Annotated in this window: 22 protein-coding genes; 5 read left to right on the forward strand and 17 right to left on the reverse strand. The window is 53.4% G+C overall.

Annotated elements, in window-relative coordinates:
- Positions 1–22: 22 nt before the first annotated feature.
- From maiA to J7J49_RS16650, 6 genes are all read right to left on the reverse strand, one after another.
- Positions 23–667 (reverse strand): maleylacetoacetate isomerase, encoded by a 645-nt coding sequence (maiA, locus tag J7J49_RS16625; RefSeq protein ID WP_215094164.1) that lies wholly within the window; start codon positions 665–667, stop codon positions 23–25.
- A 25-nt stretch (positions 668–692) separates the two neighbouring features.
- Positions 693–1,712 carry a fumarylacetoacetate hydrolase family protein gene (locus J7J49_RS16630; RefSeq protein ID WP_215094166.1) on the reverse strand — a complete coding sequence of 340 codons (1,020 nt, stop codon included), beginning with the start codon at positions 1,710–1,712 and terminating at the stop codon, positions 693–695.
- Positions 1,713–1,747: 35 nt separating this feature from the next.
- Positions 1,748–3,055, reverse strand: coding sequence for a homogentisate 1,2-dioxygenase (gene hmgA / locus J7J49_RS16635; protein WP_215094168.1), 1,308 nt, complete (start codon positions 3,053–3,055; stop codon positions 1,748–1,750).
- A 76-nt stretch (positions 3,056–3,131) separates the two neighbouring features.
- Positions 3,132–3,332 carry a DUF2783 domain-containing protein gene (locus J7J49_RS16640; protein ID WP_215094170.1) on the reverse strand — a complete coding sequence of 67 codons (201 nt, stop codon included), beginning with the start codon at positions 3,330–3,332 and terminating at the stop codon, positions 3,132–3,134.
- A complete protein-coding gene (locus J7J49_RS16645) occupies positions 3,319–5,049 on the reverse strand; it encodes an FAD-dependent oxidoreductase (RefSeq protein WP_215094172.1) in 1,731 nt (576 codons plus the stop codon). Before J7J49_RS16645 ends, J7J49_RS16640 begins: the two co-directional genes overlap by 14 nt.
- Positions 5,050–5,123: 74 nt before the next feature.
- Entirely contained in the window at positions 5,124–6,092 is a 969-nt protein-coding gene (locus J7J49_RS16650) for an MBL fold metallo-hydrolase (protein WP_215094174.1), read from the reverse strand.
- Positions 6,093–6,571: 479 nt separating this feature from the next.
- On the opposite strand from J7J49_RS16650, the gene J7J49_RS16655 reads away from it, so the two are divergent.
- From J7J49_RS16655 to J7J49_RS16670, 4 genes are all read left to right on the forward strand, one after another.
- Entirely contained in the window at positions 6,572–7,060 is a 489-nt protein-coding gene (locus J7J49_RS16655; protein WP_064235579.1) for a MarR family winged helix-turn-helix transcriptional regulator, read from the forward strand.
- 357 nt (positions 7,061–7,417) lie between these two features.
- The gene (locus tag J7J49_RS16660; protein ID WP_215094175.1) at positions 7,418–8,467 is read left to right on the forward strand and encodes a TRAP transporter substrate-binding protein; all 1,050 of its coding nucleotides are present in this window, start codon (positions 7,418–7,420) and stop codon (positions 8,465–8,467) included.
- A 27-nt stretch (positions 8,468–8,494) separates the two neighbouring features.
- Positions 8,495–9,037 (forward strand): TRAP transporter small permease, encoded by a 543-nt coding sequence (locus J7J49_RS16665; protein WP_215094177.1) that lies wholly within the window; start codon positions 8,495–8,497, stop codon positions 9,035–9,037.
- Positions 9,030–10,325, forward strand: a complete 1,296-nt coding sequence (locus J7J49_RS16670; RefSeq protein WP_215094179.1) for a TRAP transporter large permease — start codon at positions 9,030–9,032, stop codon at positions 10,323–10,325. Before J7J49_RS16665 ends, J7J49_RS16670 begins: the two co-directional genes overlap by 8 nt.
- Positions 10,326–10,464: 139 nt before the next feature.
- On the opposite strand, the gene paaZ is transcribed toward J7J49_RS16670, so the two are convergent.
- The 6 genes from paaZ to paaA form a co-directional block, all read right to left on the reverse strand.
- Positions 10,465–12,507 carry a phenylacetic acid degradation bifunctional protein PaaZ gene (paaZ, locus tag J7J49_RS16675; RefSeq protein ID WP_215094180.1) on the reverse strand — a complete coding sequence of 681 codons (2,043 nt, stop codon included), beginning with the start codon at positions 12,505–12,507 and terminating at the stop codon, positions 10,465–10,467.
- 109 nt (positions 12,508–12,616) lie between these two features.
- A complete protein-coding gene (paaE, locus tag J7J49_RS16680; RefSeq protein WP_215094182.1) occupies positions 12,617–13,699 on the reverse strand; it encodes a 1,2-phenylacetyl-CoA epoxidase subunit PaaE in 1,083 nt (360 codons plus the stop codon).
- 19 nt (positions 13,700–13,718) lie between these two features.
- Positions 13,719–14,333, reverse strand: coding sequence for a 1,2-phenylacetyl-CoA epoxidase subunit PaaD (paaD, locus tag J7J49_RS16685; protein ID WP_215094184.1), 615 nt, complete (start codon positions 14,331–14,333; stop codon positions 13,719–13,721).
- Positions 14,317–15,156, reverse strand: a complete 840-nt coding sequence (gene paaC, locus J7J49_RS16690) for a 1,2-phenylacetyl-CoA epoxidase subunit PaaC (protein WP_215094186.1) — start codon at positions 15,154–15,156, stop codon at positions 14,317–14,319. The genes paaD and paaC overlap by 17 nt, the downstream gene beginning before the upstream one ends.
- A gap of 11 nt (positions 15,157–15,167) precedes the next feature.
- A complete protein-coding gene (paaB, locus tag J7J49_RS16695) occupies positions 15,168–15,449 on the reverse strand; it encodes a 1,2-phenylacetyl-CoA epoxidase subunit PaaB (RefSeq protein ID WP_022521442.1) in 282 nt (93 codons plus the stop codon).
- 85 nt (positions 15,450–15,534) lie between these two features.
- Positions 15,535–16,521: a 1,2-phenylacetyl-CoA epoxidase subunit PaaA gene (gene paaA / locus J7J49_RS16700; RefSeq protein ID WP_215094188.1), complete on the reverse strand. Its 987-nt coding sequence runs from the start codon at positions 16,519–16,521 to the stop codon at positions 15,535–15,537.
- A 377-nt stretch (positions 16,522–16,898) separates the two neighbouring features.
- Between paaA and J7J49_RS16705 the strand changes: the two genes are divergently transcribed.
- Complete coding sequence (locus J7J49_RS16705; protein ID WP_064235571.1) at positions 16,899–17,789, forward strand: LysR family transcriptional regulator; 891 nt, start codon at positions 16,899–16,901, stop codon at positions 17,787–17,789.
- 107 nt (positions 17,790–17,896) lie between these two features.
- On the opposite strand, the gene J7J49_RS16710 is transcribed toward J7J49_RS16705, so the two are convergent.
- From J7J49_RS16710 to J7J49_RS16730, 5 genes are all read right to left on the reverse strand, one after another.
- The gene (locus J7J49_RS16710; protein WP_205634197.1) at positions 17,897–19,180 is read right to left on the reverse strand and encodes a TRAP transporter large permease; all 1,284 of its coding nucleotides are present in this window, start codon (positions 19,178–19,180) and stop codon (positions 17,897–17,899) included.
- A 2-nt stretch (positions 19,181–19,182) separates the two neighbouring features.
- Positions 19,183–19,761, reverse strand: coding sequence for a TRAP transporter small permease (locus J7J49_RS16715; RefSeq protein ID WP_215094190.1), 579 nt, complete (start codon positions 19,759–19,761; stop codon positions 19,183–19,185).
- 107 nt (positions 19,762–19,868) lie between these two features.
- On the reverse strand, positions 19,869–20,858 hold the full coding sequence (dctP, locus tag J7J49_RS16720) for a TRAP transporter substrate-binding protein DctP (protein WP_215094192.1): 990 nt from the start codon (positions 20,856–20,858) through the stop codon (positions 19,869–19,871).
- Positions 20,859–20,929: 71 nt separating this feature from the next.
- A complete protein-coding gene (locus J7J49_RS16725) occupies positions 20,930–22,087 on the reverse strand; it encodes a CaiB/BaiF CoA transferase family protein (protein ID WP_215094194.1) in 1,158 nt (385 codons plus the stop codon).
- A gap of 10 nt (positions 22,088–22,097) precedes the next feature.
- Complete coding sequence (locus tag J7J49_RS16730; RefSeq protein ID WP_215094196.1) at positions 22,098–23,045, reverse strand: hydroxymethylglutaryl-CoA lyase; 948 nt, start codon at positions 23,043–23,045, stop codon at positions 22,098–22,100.
- Positions 23,046–23,462 lie beyond the last annotated feature (417 nt).

The following is a 23,462-nucleotide window of genomic DNA, read 5'->3' on the forward strand; positions in this document are numbered from 1 at the left end:
TGCGCGGCCTGTTCAGGAGGGGTTAGCTGGCGTCAGGCTGCGCCTCGGGTGCTGCCTTTTGGAAGGCTGGCAGTGTCCGGCAGTTGGCAGCGATGCGCTGGAGTGTCGGGTACGCTGATAAATCGCACTCGAAGCGTTCGGCGTTATACACCTGGGGAACTAGGCAGATATCTGCAAGCGTTGGGGTGTCACCATGGCAAAAATCACCGCTGCTGGGGTCAGTCGAGAGCGTTGCTTCCATGGCTGTGAAGCCCTCAGCAATCCAGTGGCGATACCAGGCTAGCTTAGCTCCCTCATCTACCCCCAGCTCAGCGACGAGATACTTGAGCACCCGCAGGTTGTTGAGGGGGTGAACTTCACAAGCCACTAATTGCGCGAGGGCGCGAACCTGGGCGCGGGCTAACGCATCCGCCGGTAGCAGCGCGGGTTCGGGATACACTTCATCGAGATACTCGCAGATAGCCAGCGACTGGTTAACCACTGAGCCGTCATCCAGCACTAGACTAGGCACCATCCCTTGGGGGTTGCGTGCCAAATGGTCGCCACCCCGTTGCTCGCCTTTCACCAGATTGATCGGCACCTGGTCGTAGTCCAGGCCCTTCAGGTTTAAGGCAATACGTACCCGATAAGCAGCCGACGAGCGGAAATAGCCGTAAAGCGTCGTCATGTTGCCTTCCTTATGTTGCCTGGCTTTATTTGGGTGGGTACTGCACGACTTGCTGGTCGATCGTACCAAAGATGTTGTTGCCATCGCGGTCGAACATCTCGATGCGCACTCGGTCGCCAAAGCGCATAAAGGGCGTTTTTACTTGGCCGTACAGTATCTGCTCCACCATGCGCACTTCGGCTAGACAGCTATAGCCCACGCCGCCGTCAGCCACGGGCTTTCCAGGGCCGCCATCGGGGTCGGGATTGGAAACAGTGCCCGAGCCAATAACAGCACCCGCGCCTAGATAGCGGGTCTTGGCCGCATGGGCAACCAGCTGTGGGAAGCTGAAAATCATATCTGGGCCGGCTTCTGGCTCGCCAAACTTCTCGCCATTGAGGTGCACGGTCAGCGGCAGGTGTACCTTGCCATCCTGCCAGGCATCGCCCAGCTCATCGGGAGTCACCGCAATAGGCGAAAAAGAAGAGGCGGGCTTGGCTTGGAAAAAGCCGAAGCCCTTCGCTAGCTCGCCGGGAATCAGGCCACGCAGGCTCACATCGTTGACCAGCATCACTAGCTTAATGTGCTTGGCTGCTTGCTCGGGCGTCACTGCCATCGGCACGTCGTCAGTAATAACGGCGATCTCACCTTCAAAATCGATGCCATGCTCTTCACTCACCGCTTCGATATCCTCGGTGGGGGCCAGGAAACCGTCGCTACCGCCCTGATACATTAGCGGGTCAGTCCAGAAGGTGTCGGGCATCTCGGCATTACGTGCCTGGCGTACCAGCTTGACATGGTTCAGGTAGGCGGAGCCGTCAGCCCACTGATAGGCACGTGGTAAAGGGGAGTGCAGCGCACGCTGGTCAAGTTCAAAAGCACCTTCGGTACGACCACTGTTAAGTTGTGCATAGCGCTCTTCCAGCTTGGGGCTAACCGTCGCCCACTCCTCAATAGCTGCCTGAAGTGTGGGCGCAATATCAACAGCGCTCACTGCACGTGAAAGGTCACGAGAGACAATGATAAGTTCTCCGTCGCGGCCCTGCTTAAGTGTTGCAAGTTTCATGGTGAATCAATCCTTGTCGTCAGGGGGTGTCGGGTTCAGGGCTGGCTGGGGTTGAAGTGGGAGCGCAGCGTCGACCAAACATCCACATAGTCACGTTGACGGAAGTCAGCATTCAGCGCCGCAGGGGTCGGGTGAAAGAAGTAGCGGCTCTCAAACATGAAGGCCAGGGTGTCGCCTATGAAATGGGGCTTGAGCTCCGCGTTGGAGGCTTTCTCAAATGTCTCAGCATCGGGGCCATGGGGCGACATTGAGTTATGTAGGCTGGCGCCGCCAGGCGTGAAGCCTTCCGCTTTGGCATCGTACTCGCCGTGTATCAGCCCCATAAACTCGCTCATTAGGTTGCGATGGAACCAGGGGGGCCTGAAGGTATTCTCAGCAACCATCCAGCGCGGTGGGAAAATGACAAAATCAAGATTCGCCATTCCCGGCGTATCGGAGGGGGACGACAATACGGTGAAGATTGACGGATCCGGATGATCGAAGCTAACCGTATTGATGGTGTTAAAATTAGCCAGATTATATTTATAAGGCGCGCAGTTACCGTGCCACGCCACGACATCTAACGGCGAATGGTCGAGTTTGCTCTCCCAGAAACGACCAGAGAACTTAGCCACTAAACGGTAGTCGCCTTCTAGATCTTCATAGGCTGCCACGGGGCTTTGGAAGTCACGCGGGTTTGCTAAACCGTTAGACCCGATGGGGCCGAGGCCTGGAAGCTCTAAAGGGCTGCCATAGTTCTCGCATATATATCCCCGCGCAGCATCAACACCCTGAGCTCTGCGCACTTGGAATTTCACACCGCGTGGAATAACGGCAATTTCACCATTATCGATCTCGATGTCACCAAATTCGGTACGTAGACGAATGGCGCCCAGTTGGGGAACAAACAGCAGTTCTCCGTCAGCGTTGTAGAAAAAACGCTCGGTCATGTCTTTATTAAAGGTGTAGACATGCACGCCTACGCCAGCCTGTGTACCCGCATCGCCATTGACGGCAATGGTAAATAAGCCGTCGATAAAATCAGTCGGCTCGCTCGGTAGAGAAACGGGATCCCAGCGCATTTGATTGGGATCTGCCGCTGGTTTATCTAATGGAGCGGTGTGTACCTTGTGATTTTCGAGTGGCTGATACGCGCTCTGAACGACAGAAGGGCGAATACGGTAAAGCCAGCTACGGAAATTTTGATGACGTGGCGCTGTAAATGCGGAGCCGGTTAGTTGCTCTGCATATAACCCATAAGCGCACTTCTGAGGGGAGTTTTGCCCAATCGGCAATGCCCCTGGAAGTGCTTCGGTTGAAAAGTGATTATGAAAACCGCTCTGATAGTGCAATTGTTCAGTCATTGTTAAGTCCTGCGTTATTTGAACGTTATAGTGAACAATGTATGTCGGCTACTTATCGCCCACTAACTGTCGCCCACTAACTATCGCCCACTAACCCTGCATGGGAAATTGCCTCTTCAAGCACCCGTTGATCGCCAATGTGGTTAGCAAGTAACAGGATTAGGCGTGCATTGATGCGCTCGCTCTCTGCCTCGCTACGGTCGCGATGTAGCGCCGTGAGCGCGGCGTAAAAGGCGTCCGGATCAGTGAAATTCGGATTCAATTCAAGCCTTGGCATGGCAACTTTCCTGGACGGTAGTGTCAGAGGCACCCGCAAGATAAACGCCCAGCGCGCGGTCTAATGCGTCTTCAACCTTGCGGGCAGTGATAGCGTGCCAGCGCGCAGCAACGTGTTGATCAGGGCGAATAAGGTACCCGCCACCTGCTTTCAGGCCATATCGTTGCGTCACTAGCTCCTCAGCGTCGTCCACCATGGTTGTACGCGGTAGAGCGCTAAGCACATCCGGAGCAGGGCCCACGACCACCATGCTTAAATCAGTGCAACGGCCTAACAGCTCTTTCAAGGGTGTGGCAAGCGTGTCGGCGTGCACATCATCAATACGGCCGTCGAGTAACAACACAAAGCCATCGCCAAATTGATTGAGTAACCAGGCGCTCTCTTCTCTCAATCGAATGGGAGCGTCCTTGGCCGGGCTGCCGGGGCGCAGTTCGCTCGGGCCACCATTAACATCGGGCGTATTGAGCGGTGAGGTGTCATAGCGGCACGGCATGGAGAGGCGACCACTGTTGACCAAACTACGCGCAAAGGGATGCTTCTCGGCCAGCTCCAGCGTCACATCTCGGAACACTTGGCTGATATGGCTCTTCGGGGTAATAAAATCAGTGGCGCGGGTAGAGTTAAGGAGGTTTTCTGCCGCGCCATGTTGGCGCTCAGTGTTGTAGGTGGACAAAAGCGTCTTGGGTGCCTGCTGTTTGAGAACCCGAGCCAGTTTCCAGACTAAGTTGTCGACGCCCTGCAGGGCACCATTGGCGCCCCTGGCACCAAAGGGTGATACCTGATGCGCTGCGTCGCCCATAAATATCACGCTGTTATGAATGAAATTATCCATCTTGCGGCAGCGGAAGGTGTAGACACTGGCCCACTCAAGCTCAAACTCCACGTCTTTGCCCAGCATTGCCTGCACGCGTGGCCGAATGTTCTCTTCTTTCTTTTCTTCTTCCGGGTCAGCATCCCAGCCTAACTGAAAGTCGATACGCCAAACATTATCGGGCTCTTTGTGCAGCAGCACTGACTGGTTGGGGTGGAAGGGGGGATCAAACCAGAACCAGCGCTCTGTTGGGAAGTCTGCCTTCATCACCACATCAGCAATCAGGAAGCGATCCTGAAATACCTGGCCTTTGCACTCAAGGTCCAGCATGTCGCGAATTTGGCTGTTAGCACCATCGGAAACGAGGAGGTAGTCACAGGTCAGCTGGTAATCACCATCCTGGGTCGAGACCTTGATGGTGGTGCTGTCAGGCTGAGCATCAACGTCGATGACCTTATGTTGCCAACGAAGGTCAATTTGCTCTGGAAAGTCGTGAGTGCGGTTGACCAGAAACTCTTCAAAGTAGTACTGCTGTAAGTTAATGAAGGCGGGAATGCGGTGGCCATCTTCCGGCAGTAGGTTGAAGTCATAGACTTCGCGCTCCTGAAAGAAAACGCGGCCACGCTGCCAGGTGACGCCTTTTTCCAGCATCAGGTCAACACAGCCCAGGCGGTCGACAATTTCCAGCGAGCGCTTGGCAAAGCACAGCGCTCGTGAACCCACGCTAACGGTGTTGTTATCGTCCAGAACGATCGAATTAACGCCTTGCTGAGCCAAATCGATGGCGGCGGCGAGGCCGCTAGGCCCCGCTCCGACAATCACTACCGGATAGTAGCGAACTTCTTGAACATCGAGTTCAGGCGGGCGCCGGTAAGGATAGACAGGATTTTTATAGGTTGTTGGCATCTATTGCTCCCCTTCAGCGTCGGGTGAATTACACCCGACTGCTGGGCATGATCAGTGGGTGTCACTGGTCGCACTTACTGATTTTCGACGGCGTCCTGCAGCGAGTGCCACATAGCGGTATCGCGCTCTGCCGTCCAGATGCGGGGATCCGGGTATTCGCCGCCTGCTTCGTCGTAGCAGCGAGTGATATCGAAAGGCACACAGTGATCGAAGATGACCCAGTGACCATACTTCGGCTTAAGTACCGCGTAGGTTTCGGCGTAACACTCGGAGAGAGACTTGCCCGCCGCTTTGCCCGCTTTGACACTGCCATACATATCATTCAAAAAGTCGCGGGTGCCTTGAATGGCTTCCTGGCACTGTTCAACCGTTTGCAGTGCATCGCCACGGCCGGGTACCAGCTTTTGGGGCTGCATGGCCTGTAGGCGATTCAGCGTGGAAGGCCAGTCCTCGTGGTAAGCGTCACCGGTGTAAGGGGTGGCGCCATACTCAACGAGGTCACCGGAAAACATGATTTTTTCCTTCGGCAACCAGACGATGGTATCTCCCTTGGTATGCCCGCGGCCCAGGTGAATGATCTGTACTTCACGCTCTCCCATGTACACCGTCAGCTTTTCCTGGAAGACGATGTTTGGCCAGGTTAGCCCAGGCACAGAGTCCACTCCCTTGAACAGGCGAGGGAAACGGCCGACTTCAGATTCATAGTCCTGCTGGCCACGCTCGACAATCAGGTCATAGGTGCTCTGGCTGGCGTAGATATTCTCCGCATCGTAGGCGGAAGCACCGAGAACACGGACGGCATGGTAGTGGGACATCACGACATGCTTAATCGGTAGGTCGGTTACCTCGCGGATACGGCGGATGACGTCCTGAGCCATGATAGGCGTTGCTTGGGTGTCGATGACCATTACGCTGTCATCACCAATCACTATGCCCGTATTAGGGTCGCCTTCAGCCGTGTAAGCATAGAGCCCTTCTGCCAGCTTGGTGAAGCTGATCTGCTTCTCTTGGGTGTCGGCATGGGACGCGAATTTCTTGCTCATGATTTCTCCGGTGCTATCAGGGTGGTTCAGGTATTTATTGGATTGTTGTATGCCAGGAGGATAGTTTCTAATGAAACTAAATGTCCAGTGGTCTAAAGATTAATCAGTCTTATTTCTGCACGGTATTAGCAATAATGCCCAATAAATCAGAAGATTATTGCAGATCTATACTTAAGTATAATAATTAAAATCGATAAATTGGTTGCAAGAGAGAGTACCTGTCGGCACTGTTTCACCTTGTTCTGATAGGGTGTGGCTACGCCTGATGACGCCCATATATGTTGAGGAGCAGTAAGTGACGAGGTGCTATTGGGGGAAGCTAAGAGGGTTATTGGATGGAGCGAGGATGACTCTCTTGCGCTAGGTGGTCAGTATGATGTGGTCAGTACGATAGGCGCGTTGCTGGTGCCCACATTCCCAGCTATCGTGCTGATTTTTCATTACCACCCCAGATAAATGGCGGCTCTAGGAGAAATATAATGACGATGGATAAAGTCGGCGGCGATGCATCTCTGGAGTCTTCGGCCAGGGCAGAGCTCGACCTCAATCAATTTTTACCCTATCAGCTTAACCGTCTGGCTGATCGGATCAGTCAGGCGCTAGAAAAGCTTTATGCCGACTCCTATCAACTCAATATCGCCCAGTGGCGTGTGCTTGCGTGGCTCAGCCACTGTGATGATTTAACCGCTAAAAAAGTCTGCGCCTACACCAATATGGATAAGGCTCGCGTGTCTCGAGCTATTCAGTCGCTGGAAGACCGTGGGCTGATAAACCGCACGCCATCACAGCAGGATCAGCGACTACATGACTTACAGCTGACAGAGGCCGGGCAAGCGCTACTTAATAAGTTAGTACCCGAAGCACAGGCATGGGAAGCCAATCTGGTGTCGACCCTAAGCGTTGGTGAATATCGTGATTTGCTCAATACCATGCGCAAGCTTGAACGGCAGTTGGAGAGAATTGGCTAAAGGCTCGATACAGGTGACTCGTCCTCTGGTGATAGGTGTTAAGCCTTACCTGATCAATGGCGCGTCATTAGTGTCTCGGGTGATGTGATTTATGTAACAAAAAAAATGACGAAAAATTATATCCCTGTGGCCATCGTGAATAACTCTAGGAATCTATTTTTTAGACTAACCGTTTGTAATTTAACAAAAAATATAAATTACTACTTAAGTATTAGCACCTTTTAGTCGATGGATCGTTGCACGATCCACGCATCTGCAGGCATTGTGATAACTAACGTGATTCGGATATTTTTCTTATAGCAATAATAAAGTATCACGTTTGACGCTCCCCGTTCGTGACGACCAGAGGAAAGAAAAATGAATAAAACAACAAACCTGATGATCGGCGCTATCGCCGCTGCGACGCTGAGTACCACCGCTCTAGCGCAAACCACTATCACCGTGAGTACCTGGGCTGGCCCTAATCACGGCATCAACACCATGGTATGGCCAACGTGGAAAGCGTGGATTGAAGAGGCGACGGAAGGTCGCGTAACCGTAGATGTGATACATGATATGGGGCCTCCAGCTTCCCAGATGGAAATGGTTGCCGATGGTATCGCAGACGCTACCTGGGTGTTCCATGGCTATAACGCTGGGCGCTTTCTGGCCACTCAGTTACCTGAGTTCCCTACCTTCGAAGACTTCTCGTCGGAGAACGCCTCTGCGGCTTACTGGCATACGCACCAGGAGCACTTAGCGCAAGCTGATGAGCATCGTGGCGTTGATGTGGTGGCTGCGGGCGTGCACGGCCCAGGTTGGATCTTTAGTCGTGAGCAGTACCAAACCCTTGCCGATCTGGAGAGCGAGCGCATTCGCGTCGGTGGCGGGGTGATGGGAGACCTCTCTAATGCCCTGAACCTGACCGGTGTGGCTCTGCCGCCAACCGGGGTCTATGAAGCTGGCTCTCAGGGCGTTATTGATGGCGCTATGCTGGTGCCGGAAGGTCTTAGAAGCTTTCGGGTAGCCGAGATATTTCCCTATACCTTGACGGTGGATGGGGGCTTCTATCGAGGCAGCTTCACCATCGTGGTTAATCCGAGTATTTGGGATGAGATGTCTGCAGAGGATCGTGCCGCTGTGGAAGAAGTCTCGGGTGAGCGGCTGTCGCGACTATTCGGCTACATGATGGATGTATCCGATGAGCGAGGCGTCGAGTTCGCCAAAGAGCAGGGCCATACCTTTACGGCCCTTGGTGACGAAGATCTTGAGACGCTGCGCGGTATCAGTAATGACCTCGTTAACACTTGGTCTGAGAACGTCAGTGAGCGGGGTATCGATGCGCAAGCGGCGCTTGAGTACTTCCACCAACAACTTGAAGAAGCTGCTACACAAGAGAGCGTGGCATCTTTAGTGCCACAATCATAATTACCCTTCGCCAAGTGGAGGGCGACTATGCCGATCCTGACGACTCGCTGGTCAAATGTCGGTAGGGTCATGCAGCTGGCGCTGGAGGGGGTGGCGGGTGCCACCCTATTTGCCTTGATGCTGCTGACGACTGCCGACGTAGTAGGCCGTTACTTCTTTAATCTACCTATCCTTGGAACCGTCGAGTTGACTCAGCAGATGCTGGCCGCTGTGGTGTTCCTGTCACTGCCAGTAGCATGCTGGCGTGAAGAGCACGTGAGCGTGGATCTCTTGGACGCCGTATTCCCTGCGCGCTGGATATGGCTGCGCCAGATGATCGTCAACCTAATTATCGCAGTGGCTTTATGGGTGATTGCTACACGGGTTTGGGCGCTGGGCGTGCGTGCTTTCGAGTGGGGCGATGTCACTGAGTTTCTACGTATTCCCGATGGTTACCTTATCTACCTGATTGCCATCATGTTGTTTCTTTCCGCTCTGCTCACCCTAGGCCGAGCGGTGAGTTACCTGCTAGAAGGCATGGGTGTGATTAAGTGTGGTGGCCCCGTCAGCCAGGGAGATAAGCATGACTGAAGCACTTTATGGGTTTGCAGCGCTGTTGATATTGGTATTCCTGCGCATGCCTCTGGCGTTTGCCATGGGGATCGTGGGCTTTGTGGGCTTCTACTACCTGACGGGTAACTGGAACGCGGCTGAAGCCATGGCGTCGCGGCGGGTGGTAGACACCGCTAGGGACTACGGACTATCGGTGATACCCCTGTTTATCTTGATGGGTAATTTGGTGTCCCATGCTGGGCTCTCAGATGCGCTATTCCGAGCCTCTAACGGCTTCCTTGGTCACCGTAAGGGCGGTCAGGCGATGGCAACCATTGTGGCTTGTGGAGGGTTTAGTGCTATTTGTGGGTCGAGCCTTGCGACCTGTGCCACCATGGGGCGGGTAGCCATGCCCCAGATGCGCAAGTACGGCTACAAGGATTCACTGGCGGCGGCCTCCATTGCCGCGGGTGGAACCCTTGGGATACTGATTCCTCCCAGCGTGATGCTGGTGATCTACGGCATCATTACCGAGACCAGCATTCGCGAACTGTTTGCAGCGGGTTTTATCCCCGGCATGCTGGGCATTGTGATGTATCTTGGCGCGGTTAAGTGGGTTCTGTGGCGTGATCCCAGCGCTGGGCCAGCGGCCGAAAAAGTCCCCTGGAATGAGCGCCTTTCAGCGCTAAAAAATGTGGGGAGCACCCTAGCGTTGTTCGTATTGGTTATCGGCGGCATCTATTTGGGTATCTTCACCCCAACTGAAGCGGCGGGTATTGGCGCAATGGGTGCCTTTGTGATTGCGCTGCTCAAGCGTGCTTTGACGCCGACTATACTCATGAATGTCCTTATGGACACTGTGCGTACAACAGCGATGCTATTTGCAGTGGTGTTGACGGCGCTCATCTTTGCTAATTTTATTAACCGTGCGGGGCTTCCCGATGATCTCTTGGCGTTGGTCACCGGGCTGAACGTGGCGCCCTTCGTGGTTATTCTAGTCATCCTGGCCATATACGTACTGCTCGGCTGTGTATTCGAAAGTATGTCGATGATGCTGCTGACCGTGCCGGTCTTCTTCCCGGTCGTGGCGGGGCTTGGCTATGATTTGGTGTGGTTCGGCATATTGGTAGTGATCGTGATCGAGATCAGTTTGATAACGCCCCCTGTCGGTATGAACGTGTTCGTATTGCGAGCCGTATTGCCGGATGTATCAACCGGCACTATCTTCCGTGGTGTCACTCCCTTCTGGGTCGCGGGTACCCTACGCGCACTGCTCGTGCTGATCTTCCCAGCAATCGTGCTTTTCCTGCCGCAGTTACTGTATTAAAGCGGCGTTATTAGTACGGTTCTATTAGCCACGTGCTTGCTAAACAAACGGATGACAGAGCGTATGCCCTGTCATCCGTTTTGCTTTTTGCCTTACTTTTGTGGCCTTACTTTTGTGTCTGGCTTTACCGGCTGAACCGTTACTGCCGCTTCGCGACCAGCGTTAGGATGTCGTAACTGGCGACCAACTCATCATGTTGATTAGTCACCGCCACGTCCCACATCACCACGCCCTGCGGGTGACCATCAGGTGACGCACGGCCCTGGTCAATCTTGCGTTTGCAGGTGAGGCGGGCGCGGATGGTGTCGCCGACCAATACGGGCGTAATAAAGCGCAGGGTATCCAGGCCGTAGTTAGCCAGCACGGGGCCTTCGCCTGGGTAAACGAATAGACCGGCAGCAGCCGACAGCACAAAGTAGCCATGGGCGATACGCTGGCCGAATTGGGTCTCTTTGGCGGCAATGTCGTCGAAGTGCATATAAAAGTGGTCGCCGGAAAGGCAGCCAAAATTAACGATGTCGGCTTCGGTGACGGTGCGTCGGTGGGTTAACAATGATTCCCCAACCTGTAGGTCGTCAAAGTGGCGGCGGAACGGGTGGACGTCAGTCTCGATCACCTTCGCGCCACGCACATATTGCCTTGTCACTGCCGCGACCATGGTGGGCGACCCCTGAATAGCGGTGCGCTGTAAATAGTGATGAACCGCACGAATGCCACCCAGCTCTTCGCCACCGCCTGCGCGGCCGGGCCCGCCATGTTTGAGCATCGGTAACGGCGAGCCGTGGCCAGTGGATTCCTTTGAGGCTTGGGCATCCAGAATCTGCAGGCGGCCGTGATGCGCGGCCAGGACGGGAATCATCTCGGCAGCAATGGCAGGGTCTTTGGTGGTCAGTGTGGTAACCAGGCTACCCTTGCCTTTGGCAGCGATGGCCAGCGCTTCGTCGATGCCGCGGTAGGGCATTAGGGTAGCGACGGGGCCAAAGGCTTCAATGTCGTGCGCACCGCCGTCGTTCAACGGATTGTGGTTGATCAGCAAGTGGGGAGCGATAAACGCACCGTGCTCGACTCCCTGGCCGACAGGCTTGAAGCTACCATCTTTGCCGAACACGCACTCACTGGTTTCCAGTAGGCGTTCGATGGCGTCGTTGACGTCGTGGAGCTGATCACGAGAAGAGAGGGCGCCCATGCGCACACCTTCTTCATAAGGGTCGCCGACGACGATGCTGGAAAGGCGTTCTTTAATCATGTTCGCCAATGCATCAAGATGCTCGGCGGGCACTAGCACCCGCCGGATGGCGGTACATTTCTGGCCTGCTTTGGCGGTCATCTCCTTGACGACTTCTTTGGCAAAGATCTCGAACTCTTCATCTTCCGGGGTGACATCCGGGGCCATAATGGCGCTGTTGAGTGAGTCCGCCTCGGCGTTGAACGGGATGCTCTTGGCCATAATGTTTGGGTGACTTTTCAGCATCAGGGCCGTGTTTGCTGAACCGGTAAAGGTGACAAAGTCCTGTTCTTCCAGTTGGTCTAGTAAGTCACCGGCGCCACCAATCACCAGTTGCAAGGCTCCTTCCGGTAACAGGCCAGAGTCGTTGATGATGCGTATGGCAGCTTCGGTCAGGTAGCTAGTGGCGGTTGCTGGTTTGAAAATACACGGCATGCCTGCCAGAAAGGCGGGGGCGAACTTCTCCAGCATGCCCCAGATGGGAAAGTTGAACGCATTAATATGGACAGAAACACCGCGGCGGGGCACCAAGATGTGGGTGCCGTTGAAGTGGTTATCTTTACCTAATTGGGTGACCGGGCCTTCGTGGGCCACGTTGCCGGAGGGCAGTTCCTTGCGGCCTGTGGAGGCGTAGGTAAACAAGGTGCCGAAGCCACCGTCAATGTCGATCCAGGAGTCGGCCTTGGTGCAGCCAGTGTGGTGGGAGATGGCATAGAGCTCACGCTTACGCTCTTGGATATAGGCGGCCAGCGCTTTGAGAATGGCTGCCCGCTGCTGGAAATCCAGCGCCAACATGTTTTTCACGCCGGTGTTGCGGGCATACGCCACTGCTTCGGCGAAGTTGATGCTTTCTTGGTGGGTATGCGCAACGGTTTCGCCATTGATGGCGCTGATCAGTGCTTTGGCCTCGGTTTTTCCGAACCACTGGCCTGCGATGTAACTCTGTAAAACTGGCATTGAGTGTTCTCCCGCCCATCTTTTGGGGATCAGTTGTTGGTATTAGCTGCTGGTATCAGGATCAACAAAGCCGACGGAGTCGCCGGCTTGGGCGTAGGTGGGCTAGGGTTTATACCTCGTCATAGTCAAGCACCACCTTGTCGCTGATTGGATAGCACTGGCAGGACAGTACGTAGCCTGCATCTATTTCGTAATCTTCCAGGGCGAAATTGGCGTCCATTTCCACCTCGCCTTCGATGACTTTTGACTTGCAGGTGGAGCACACGCCGGCCTTGCATGAGAATGGAAGATCGGCCCCGTGCTCGTTACCTGCTTCCAGAATGCTCTGGGTATTGCGGGGCAGGTCGTATTCAATAGTGCGGCCGTCGATGATTACCTTGATGTGCGAGGTTTCTGCTTTCACCTGAGCCGCTTTCGTCGCCTGACGGCGCTTGGCGCCTGCCGTCGGTAGCCCTGTCGTGAACAGCTCAAAGTGTACTTTTTCCTTTGGCAATCCATGGTGGGTCAGCACATCGCGCACGATCTCGGTCATTTCTTGCGGGCCACAGATAAACGCGGCGTCGAGCTTGGGCACGTCTACCCAGCGGTCAAATAGGGCGTTGCACTTATCGGCATCGATCCGGCCGTTGTACAGATCAATTTCCTGCTGCTCACGGCTGAACACATAAATGATGTTAAGGCGTTCCAGGTAGCGATCTTTTAGATCCTGCAGGCGCTCACGAAACAGCGTGCCCGTGGTGGAACGGTTGCCATAGATGACGGTAAAACGGCTCTTTGGCTCGCTTTCCAGGGTGGTGGAAACAATCGACATGATGGGGGTGACGCCACTGCCAGCGGTCACTGCCAGGTAGTGCCCTTCACGGCTGGGGTCGAGAGGCACAAAGAACTTGCCCTGGGGCGGCATTACTTCCAGGCGGTCACCGGGCTGCAATTGCTGGTTGGCAAAAGTCGAAAAGCTGCCGCCCGGCACCAGCTTGACGGCGACTCTTAGCTCATGTTCGTGGACGCCGGTGCAGATGGAGTAGGAGCGGCGAATATCTTCACCTTCGATATCGCGGCGCAGCGTCAGGTACTGCCCTTGGGTAAAGCGAAAAGCGTCCAGCAGGTCGTCGGGAATGTCGAAAGCAATGGAAACGGCATCATGGGTTTCCTTGCGTACATCCTTGACGGTCAAGGCGTGAAATCGGCTCATGGGAAATGGTCTCGTCGTTTTACAGACACTTGAAATAATCGAAAGGCTCCAGGCAATCGCGGCAGCGGTAGAGCGCCTTGCAGGCCGTAGAGCCGAATTCGCTGACGCGTTCGGTCGCGTTGCTGCCACATAAAGGGCAGGGCACGACTGGATCAGACTGGCCGGTCAGGCTGCGCTTGCTAGCACTTCCTACCGGTGGCGCGATGCCGTAAGCACGCAGCTTTTCGCGACCTGCGTCCGTCAACCAGTCGGTAGTCCAGGCGGGTGACAGGCGGCGCTGGATCAGTGGGTCTGCGTAGCCAGCGGCCACCAGCGCTTCATGGATATGCTGTTCGATAACTTCCGTGGCTGGGCAGCCGGAGTAGGTTGGGGTCACATTGACCACCAGCCGTCCATCAAGCCAAGCGATATCGCGCACAATGCCCAGCTCAACCACACTGACCACAGGCACTTCCGGGTCGGGCACTTCCTGTAGTACAGCCAGCACGGTGTTGACATCGCCTTCGTCACCGGCGGGCGGCAGCCCGCTGCGGTCGCTGCCGATCAAGTCGCTGGAAGGCCAGTCATCGGTAAGCCTGCCAACGTTAGGTCTGTTATTGATAGGCGCAGACGGATGGTTACCAGACGGTCGCATCGGGATATGCCCTCGGCAGATATTGCATTTCCGCCAACAGAAAGCCCAGGTGCTCGGTGTGATGTCCGACTTTGCCGCCGGTATACATCCAGGCGTCGTAGGAAGGACGTACCAGCGTGGCTTCTTCAAGCACCTCTTCCACGGTGGCTTTCCAGCGAGTGGCAACGGTTTCCAGGTCAGGCGCGATGCCGGCTGCTAACATGGCCTGATCAATCTCGTCGCCCTGCAGTAGCTCACCAGTGAACTGCCAAAGGTTGTCGAGCGCTCGCTGCATGCGGGTGTGGCTCTCTTCCGTGCCATCGCCCAGGCGAATCACCCATTCAGAGGAGCGGCGTAGGTGGTACGTCGCTTCCTTAAGCGACTTGGCTGCTACTTCAGCAATGCGTGGGTCGCTGGAGTGAGACAGCCCGTCAAGCAGGTGGACGTGCCATGCATCGAAGAGGAACTGGCGCCCCATGATGTCGGCAAAGTCACCGTTGGGCTGCTCGACGAGCAACAGGTTGCGAAAGTCCTGGGCATCGCGGCGAAAGGCCAAAGAGTCGGCATCATAAACCTGGCCTTCTGGTTCAGCAGCCATCAGATCAGCGGCCATCAGTTCAGCAGCATAGCCCAACCAGTTGCGCGCCTGACCGAAGAGGTCGAGACCCACATTCATCAAGGCCAGTTCTTCTTCCAGCGCTGGTGCCTTACCGCAAAGTTGTGCGTGGCGCTGACCGAGTACCAAGGCGCTGTCGCCAAGGCGCAGCAGGTAATCGGTCAGCGGTGCTTGTGTTTTCTGAGCAGAGTTTTTCTGAACCGAGTTTCGATGAGCCATGTTTTGCATCGCTGCCTCCCTTACATGTGGCCGACTTCTTTCGGCAGTTTGTAAAAGGATGCGTGGCGATAGACCTTGTCGTTAGACGGGTCAAACAGCGGCTCTTTCTCGTCGGGAGAAGAGGCGGTGATTTCGCTGGCCGGAACCACCCAGATGCTCACCCCTTCATTGCGGCGGGTATAAAGCTCGCGGGCGTTTTCAATGGCCATGCGGCGATCGGCGGCGTGTACGCTACCAACGTGCTTGTGATTAAGGCCGTGCTTGCTGCGTATAAACACTTCGAAGAGGGGCCAGTCAGCCATGAGGAAAGCCTCTGTGGTCAAGGAGCCCGTGCCGCGGGGCTCTGTATTGTTTTAAAAGCTAGGTTTTGAAAGACAGGTTTAAAAATCAGGCCGCTCGGCGTTGCCGCTTGGCGGCATAAGCCACGGCGGCTTCACGCACCCAGGCACCGTTATCAATGGCGTTACGGCGTGCCTCGACACGCTCGCGGTTGCAGGGGCCGTTGCCCTTCACTACGTCGAAAAATTCCTGCCAATCGATTTCACCGAACTCATAGTGACCGGTCTCTTGGTTATATTTGAGATCCGGGTCAGGCGCGGTGCAGCCCAGCAGTTCTAGCTGCGGTACGGTTTGATCAAGGAAGCGTTGGCGCAGCTCATCATTGCTGTGACGTTTGATCTTCCAGGCCATCGACTGAGCACTGTTAGGTGAGTTTTCGTCGGAGGGCCCGAACATCATTAGCGATGGCCACCAGAAACGGTTGATAGAGTCCTGCACCATGGCTTTCTGCTCGTCAGTGCCTTCTTGCATCATGGTCAGCAGGATTTGATAACCCTGGCGCTGATGGAAACTCTCTTCCTTGCACACACGAATCATGGCGCGCGCGTAGGGGCCGTAAGAGGTGCGCTGTAGCGGCACCTGGTTGACGATGGCGGCACCATCAACCAGCCAGCCAATCGTGCCCATATCCGCCCAGTTGAGCGTCGGGTAATTGAAGATGCTGGAGTACTTGGCGCGGCCGTCGTGGAGTTTATCGATCTCTTCGTCGCGGTCGGCACCCAAGGTTTCCATGGCGCTATACAGGTACAAGCCGTGACCCGCTTCATCCTGAATCTTGGCCATTAGCTGCAGCTTGCGCTTAAGGGTCGGCGCGCGTGTCAGCCAGTTGCCTTCTGGCAACATACCGACGATCTCGGAGTGAGCGTGTTGTGAGATCTGACGGATCAATGTCTTGCGATAGGCGTCCGGCATCCAATTCTTGGGTTCGATTTTAATTTCGTCATTGATGCGCTCCTGGAACTGGCGTTCCTCGGGGCCCATCTCGTCAAGTGTCTTAAGTTGGCTAGAACCGGTTTCCACGAGCTGCGCGTACATAGAGACCTCCGCGGCGTCGGTGTGTCAGGGAGTTTGACTTATCTTGCTTGAAGTATAGTGACACAAAATATTTTATCAATAAGTATTTTTGTGTGTCGCTTTAAGACTTTGTGATGACCCATGGAGCCAATATGCTTGGTTTATAAAGGGAAAGCAGCCAAAGATAAGTGATTCTTAACTTCCTTTTTTTCTGAACTAAGATGACTGCTTGGGGGGTGTCGAAACTGATATCACTACTTTAGTCGGATAACGATAGGTGTTGGTGGAGTGAAATACTTGCATTAATAAAAGTGCGGTTCTTCTTGCCGCTTTGCGATCTACGATACTGTTTGGCTACGAGCAAGCTGAGCCATGTTTGTTCAAAACTGGAGTAACCAGTGAGATATTACGATCCACATGCACTTCAAATATTTATTACTGTCTGTGAAGAAGGAAGTATCACAGGTGCTGCGGAGAGAATTGCAATTGTACCCTCCGCCGTCAGCAAACGTTTAAGTGCTTTAGAAGAGCAGGTTGGCGTAAAACTATTGGAGCGTAGTAAGAGAGGTGCAGTACCCACTCCAGCCGGTGAAGTGCTATTAAGGTCTGCAAAAGAGACACTCGTTGCTCTTGAGAGGATGCACGCTGAACTTAGTGAGTTTAGCGATGGTGTGCAGGGGAATTTAAGAATTTTGGCAAGCCTGTCGGTGATCTGTCAGTTTTTGCCGAAACAGATCAGTACTTTCATGCAAGCTCATGAGAAGGTACGTATTACCCTTGAGGAGAAGGTCAGCTCGCTTATCACCAGAGGTATTGAAGAGGGCCGAGGAGATATAGGTATCTGCTGGGCGGATGCCCACACTAAAAACCTTTATTCTCAGCCATACCTTACTGATCAGTTAGCGATTGTCGTCAATGCTCAACATCCATTGGCAGACAAGCCCAGCCTTTTTTTTGAAGACACGTTACCCTATGACCATGTAGAGATTCTTCCAGGCAGCCTTGTCAGTTTGACACTGCAGAGAGAGGCTAGTGCGCTAGGCAGTCCCATTAGGTTTCGTATACATGTCACTACGTTTGATGCGGCTTGTCGGATTGTTGACTCCAACATTGCTATTGCCGTGGTTCCGCTGGAAGTTGCAACATTATATGAAACAGCAATGAACATTAAGGCCATTCCGCTCAATGATTCATGGGCAACACGCACTTTCGTCGCTTGCGTGAGGGATTATGCAAAACTTAGTGTTCCAGCAAGGGCGCTTTTCGATCACTTGACTAATACAAATTGAGAAATATTAGCCGTTTTTGATATAGGGTATTTAGAAAGGCGAGACTAACCTATGATGACAGGCTAATCTCGCCAAGCTCAAACCGGATATTGTCTCACTGAGAATTATCAGTTACCCATGCTCATCATGCTGTTAGGCAGCCATATGGCAATCTGGGGGAAAATTAGTACCAGCGCTAACCCCACTACCATTAACATTACAAAGGGTGCTGAACCACGGATAATCTGGCCGATCGGTGCGTTGGTCACCGCCTTAATAGTGAATAAATTCATTCCTACTGGTGGCGTAATCATCGCTAATTCCAAATTAATGACTAGCAGTACCCCATACCAGATTGGGTTAATTTCCAGCAGCGCTAGAACCGGCATAACGACAGGCGAAGTAATTAAAATAATGGCAATGGACTCTAGAAACATGCCGAGTATAAAAATCATTAACATCATGAGGATCAGGAAGCTGTAGACTCCTAGGTCAACATTCAGTACAAACGCTACAATTTGCTGTGGGATCATCATTTTAGTCAATGCATGGCTAAAGATAGCGGCACCTGCCAAGATCATAAATAGCATGGCGGAGGTACGGCTGGCATCAATGGCTGATGTCCATATCTCACGCAGACCAATGCTGCGATACACCAACAAACCGATTAATAGCGCCAGTGTTGCGCCAATAGCCGCTGCTTCTGTCGCAGTAAAGACCCCTAGATACATTCCGCCGAGTACCATGGTCGGTAAGGCGATTGCCCAACCTGATTTGCGGATTGCCTGAATGGCTTCAGTAAGAGAGGCTCGTTGCGCCCGCTTGGCGTGACGTTGTTGAAAGGAGGTCGCAATCATGAATATCCCGGCTAGCATTAGACCGGGGAAAAGACCCGCCATAAATAGCCCGCCTATGGAGGTGTCCGTGGCAACGCCATAGATGATCATAGGGCCGGAGGGTGGAATCAGAATTCCCAGCGTGCCGCCAGCTGCGACTAGGCCATAGGCTACTTTAGGGTCGTAGCCGTAGCGAATCATCTGCGGAATCGCTACCGCGCCGATGGTCAGCGCAGTCGCCACACTTGAACCGGAAATAGCTGAGAAAATCATGCACGCCATGATAGTGGCTATCCCGACCCCTCCTGGCAGATGACGAGTCAGTGTATAGGCGGTGTCATAAAGGTCATCTACGATGCGGCCACGAATCATGATATGGGCCATATACGCAAACAGAGGAATCGCCAACAGTACATACATGCTGACTTTATTGAAAACTATCTCAGTAAGGCCGCCCAGGGAACCTGGCGTTCCCGCCAGCAAAGCAGCACCAAAGATCGACAAGCCAGCAAAGATGGGGAGGCCGGTAAACAGTAATAGAACCAAGCCAAGAAGAATGAGTAGTATCGTGATCATGATCAGTGTTCCTCTTCCTGACATGAATCGACGAAAGCTTTGCCACCGAAGCACAATCGTAGCAATGAATCCAGGCATACCATCATCAGCATTATTCCGCCCAGAGGAATCAACAACTGTAGCCAGAACAGGGGAATCTCCACGTACCCCAGCGTTGTCATGCCAAGCATTTTTGAGAACATGGCAGTCTGCCAGCCGTCGACCACCAAGTAGAGTGCGACGAGTAGCACAGCAAACATCGACCAAGCCTGTGCCCCACGCTGGCGACGACCTTTGAGGCGCTCAGTGAACAAATCGACACCAAGGTGTCGGCCTTCTCTAAGGGCGGCTGCGGCACCTAACATAACGATGCCAACTAAGATGAAGGTCACTACATCGTTAATCCAGAGAGAGGGTTGCCCAAGAAGATAACGAGCCACCACGGCGTAACTTATCAGCGCTAGTGCTACCAAAACACTAGCGGCAGATATCGCCATAGCGAAGGTGGTAATCCAGTATACTAACTGGCTCAATAAACGGCATACCAACGGCGGGTGAAAAACGTCGGCCTTACCCATAGAAGATTTTGTATAATTATTCATAATCTATCCTTTCGAGGAGCATCAACATCCCCGGCTCGGCTGTTATTGAGAGAAGAGGCGGCCTCTCCTCTTACTACCCATGTCGATATAGAAAATATCTTGGTAGCTTAGAGTTGCTTAATCAGCTCAATCAGCCGTTCACCGTCGTTGGCACTCTCAATGAATGCTTGCTCAACGGCCGGTTGCATCGCAATCCGCAGAGCATCGACTTGTTCGTCGGATAGCACAGTGACTTCCACATTGTTCTCTTCTAATTTTGCGATCCCCGTAGGATCGATTTCGTCAGTTTCCGGTAGCAATACATTTTCGGTGCTAGAAGCTGCTGACTCGACCAAGCTTTGGAGGTCTTCTGGCAGGCTTTCCCACCATTGTGGATTAACAATAATGTTTTGATAGACCGTAATCAGGTTGGAGGCTACCGCGTAGTCCTGGACTTCAAAATAGCGCCTCGAATAGACAGCATCGGTGCTAGTAATGGCGGCATCGATAACGCCAGTCTGCAACCCCTGATAGACCTCCGAGCCAGGCATGGTAGCGGGTGAGGCTCCCATTGCGATCAGGCCGGCATCAAATACCCGGCTCAATCCGCGAATCTTAGTACCCTGAAAATCGTCAGGGGCAATGAGTGGTGCGTCAGAGGAGGTGAATGCTGCATTGTTGGCGTCTAGCAACCAAGCCAGATTCTTGACCCCTTTGGATGCCATCTTGTCATCCAGTATTGCTGCCGCTTCGGAGGTTGGAAACTGTTCAAGCTGGTGGCGGCCCGTCATCAGATAGGGGATGTTAAATACCTGCATTTCCGGAATGGTGCCCCCCCACAATAGGCTAACAATCGATGCCGCTTCTATGTGGCCACGCGCGACAGCGGCATGGAATTCCGTAGGCCCGTAAAGCTGGGCACCGCCAAATATTTGCACCTCGATACGACCATTGCTGTTAGTTTCCACCTCATCTGCGAAGGCTTCAATTGCCTGTGCGACGTGATGTGAGCCAGGCAGTTGATGAGCGAGGCGCATCGTATAATCAGCGGCGATGGCACTACTGATGGAGCTGGCGATAGAGACTGATGCAATAAGTGTTTTAATAGTTGCTTTCATAGCGATGTCCATTGTTGTCATTGTCTTTATAGTTGTCTTTATGAATCATATGTCAGTAGCTGGGCATGGCGTCATGCCCGGTTGGACAGTCTTCCCAGTACTTCCTCGGTGTGTTCTCCTATTTTGGCCAGGGGATGGCGCACTTGAGGGCGTTTACCTCCCATCATTAATGGCAGCAGCACGACATCGGTGGTATCACCGTCATCCGTCTGCATAGGCACCAGTCCACCACTCACCTTTAAGTGCTCGTCTTGCAGCAGTTCGTCGGGACGGGTAATGGGGGCATAAGGTAAGCCAACGGTATCCAGCTTCGCTGAGAGTTCATCAATATGATGATGCTTAAGGGTCTCGCCTAAGGTTGCCAACAGATCATCGCGGACGTTGAGTCGTTGTTCGTTTTTCTGCAACGTCGGATCGTCAAGGAGATCTTGTCGCTCCAGCACGTCGCATAAGATTGCCCACTGTTTGTCGCTCACAGCCCCGATAAACAACTGTTCATTATTGGCTAGCGTGAAGACGTCATAGATCGTCCAGGGAGAGACTCGCGATGGCATAGGAGGCGGTATGTCTCCAGACATGGCAGCCTGTTGCATGTGGGAGGCGGAGAGGAATACACAGTTTTCAAATAGAGCGCTTTGAATTTCTTGCCCATTACCGGTTTTACCGCGTTGCATAATGGCGGCAAGCACTCCAATCGCTCCGAACATTCCCCCCATGATATCGTTAACGGAGGCGCCGGCGCGTAATGGTCGGCCTTCGGGGCCGGTCATATAGGCGAGCCCGCCCATCATCTGCACGACTTCATCAAGGGCCAAACGATTTTCGTAGGGGCCAGGCAGGAATCCTTTATGAGACACATAGATGAGCTCGGGAAACCTCGCTGACAGCGTTTGGTAGCCTAGCCCCAGCGAGTCCATCAGCCCAGGGCGAAAGTTCTCAATCATGACATCCGATTCGGCTAATAGCGCTAGCAGGTTCGCTTTTCCTTCGGGAGACTTGATGTCGAGTACTACGCTCTTCTTATTACGGTTATAAGTACGGAAAAAGCCCATCCCTAGACCGGTCATCTGGCGTGTTTTATCGCCGCTTGGCGGCTCAATTTTGATAACTTCGGCGCCTAAATCTGCCAGGATCATGCCGCAAGTGGGGCCCATAACCATGTGACTAAATTCAATGACGCGGATACCGTCGAGGGGCAACGTGGTCTTGCCAGGAATAGAACTGCTCATAATAACCTCGTTACACTTCAGCAAGTTGGTGGTTAGGCTGGAACGTTTTCGGGAAACCTGCTTTCCAGAGAGTGCCGTGCATTTCCTCACCTTCCAGCCAGTTCGCCAGCTTCTGCCTGAGTGTTAGCAGTTTGGGAATATCTATCTTGGTCTCATACCCCATGCTGCCCAGCATGTAGGCCAAATCCTCAGAGGCTACATTGCCACTTGCTCCTGGTGCATGAGGACAGCCACCGATCCCTGCTAGAGAGGCGTCGAAGCGTGTGATCCCTACCTCAAGCGCCGCGTAGGCATTGGCCAGTGCTAAGCCCCGAGTATCGTGAAAGTGTGCTCGCCAGCACTTATCCCCCGCTAGTTTGATGGCTTTTCCGAACAGCTCACGCACCATGGCTGGATCGGCGTAGCCTACGGTGTCCGCCATACTGACGCGGTCAGCGCCTGCTTCTAGCGCTGCCTGCATAAGGCGTAGTACCTCGCTACTGTCAACATGCCCCTGAAGTGTGCAGCCAAATGCCGTGCCGATGCCGGCTTCAACCAATATCTTGGAACCAGCGTTCTTTTTCGCCGTTATGATGTGTGCCACCTCTGCGATCATTTCATCGGGTGTCTTACGCACATTGGCTAAGCTATGCTGGTGACTGGCGGAAATAGGCAGGATCATCAGATCTGCCCCGCTGGCGATGGCTCGCTCAGCCCCTTTTAAATTCGGCACAAGAACTGATACGAATAAACCGGGTAGTGTTTTGGCGTAGGTCACAAGCTCTGCAGTATCCGCCAGCTGTGGCAGCAGCTTGGGTGGAACAAAGGAGCCCACTTCCATTTCACGCATGCCCGCTAAATAGGCATCATGAATCCACGCTATTTTTTTGTTGGTTGGCAGGGTGAAGGCAATGTTCTGTAGTCCATCGCGTAAGCCCACCTCATTGATGACAGCTTTGCCTTTTGGGATTTGTTGCATTGCAGTATCTCGCTGGGTGACATTGTCGTTGTTATGCAACCAAACCTAAGACACTCGCTGAACACCTAAAAGGTCGGAATCGTCAGCTAATCAGTTCCGAATTGGAAATATTTTTTAAAGTATTTAATAAACATGAGGTTAGGTTTTTTTGCTGTTTCTGTTGCGCGGGAATATAGACGTAAGTACATGTGTTAGCACTTACGTTTGATAGTTCTTCTGTTTTTTTGGGGTTCTAAGTGATTACTAATAAAGCGGCTTAATTCGAGGCTTTTGTCTACGGGAATAGTGAGGTACTCAGCATGATAGTCCTCATACACGATATCAATTGCTCACGAAGTCATCCTTCTTTCAGGAAGGGATTGTCTTTGTTCGATGAGAGCAATCCCCTACGTATAAATACTTTAATGCTTATGCGCC

The sequence above is a fragment of the Halomonas sp. ISL-56 genome (assembly GCF_018612805.1).
GTDB lineage: Bacteria > Pseudomonadota > Gammaproteobacteria > Pseudomonadales > Halomonadaceae > Vreelandella.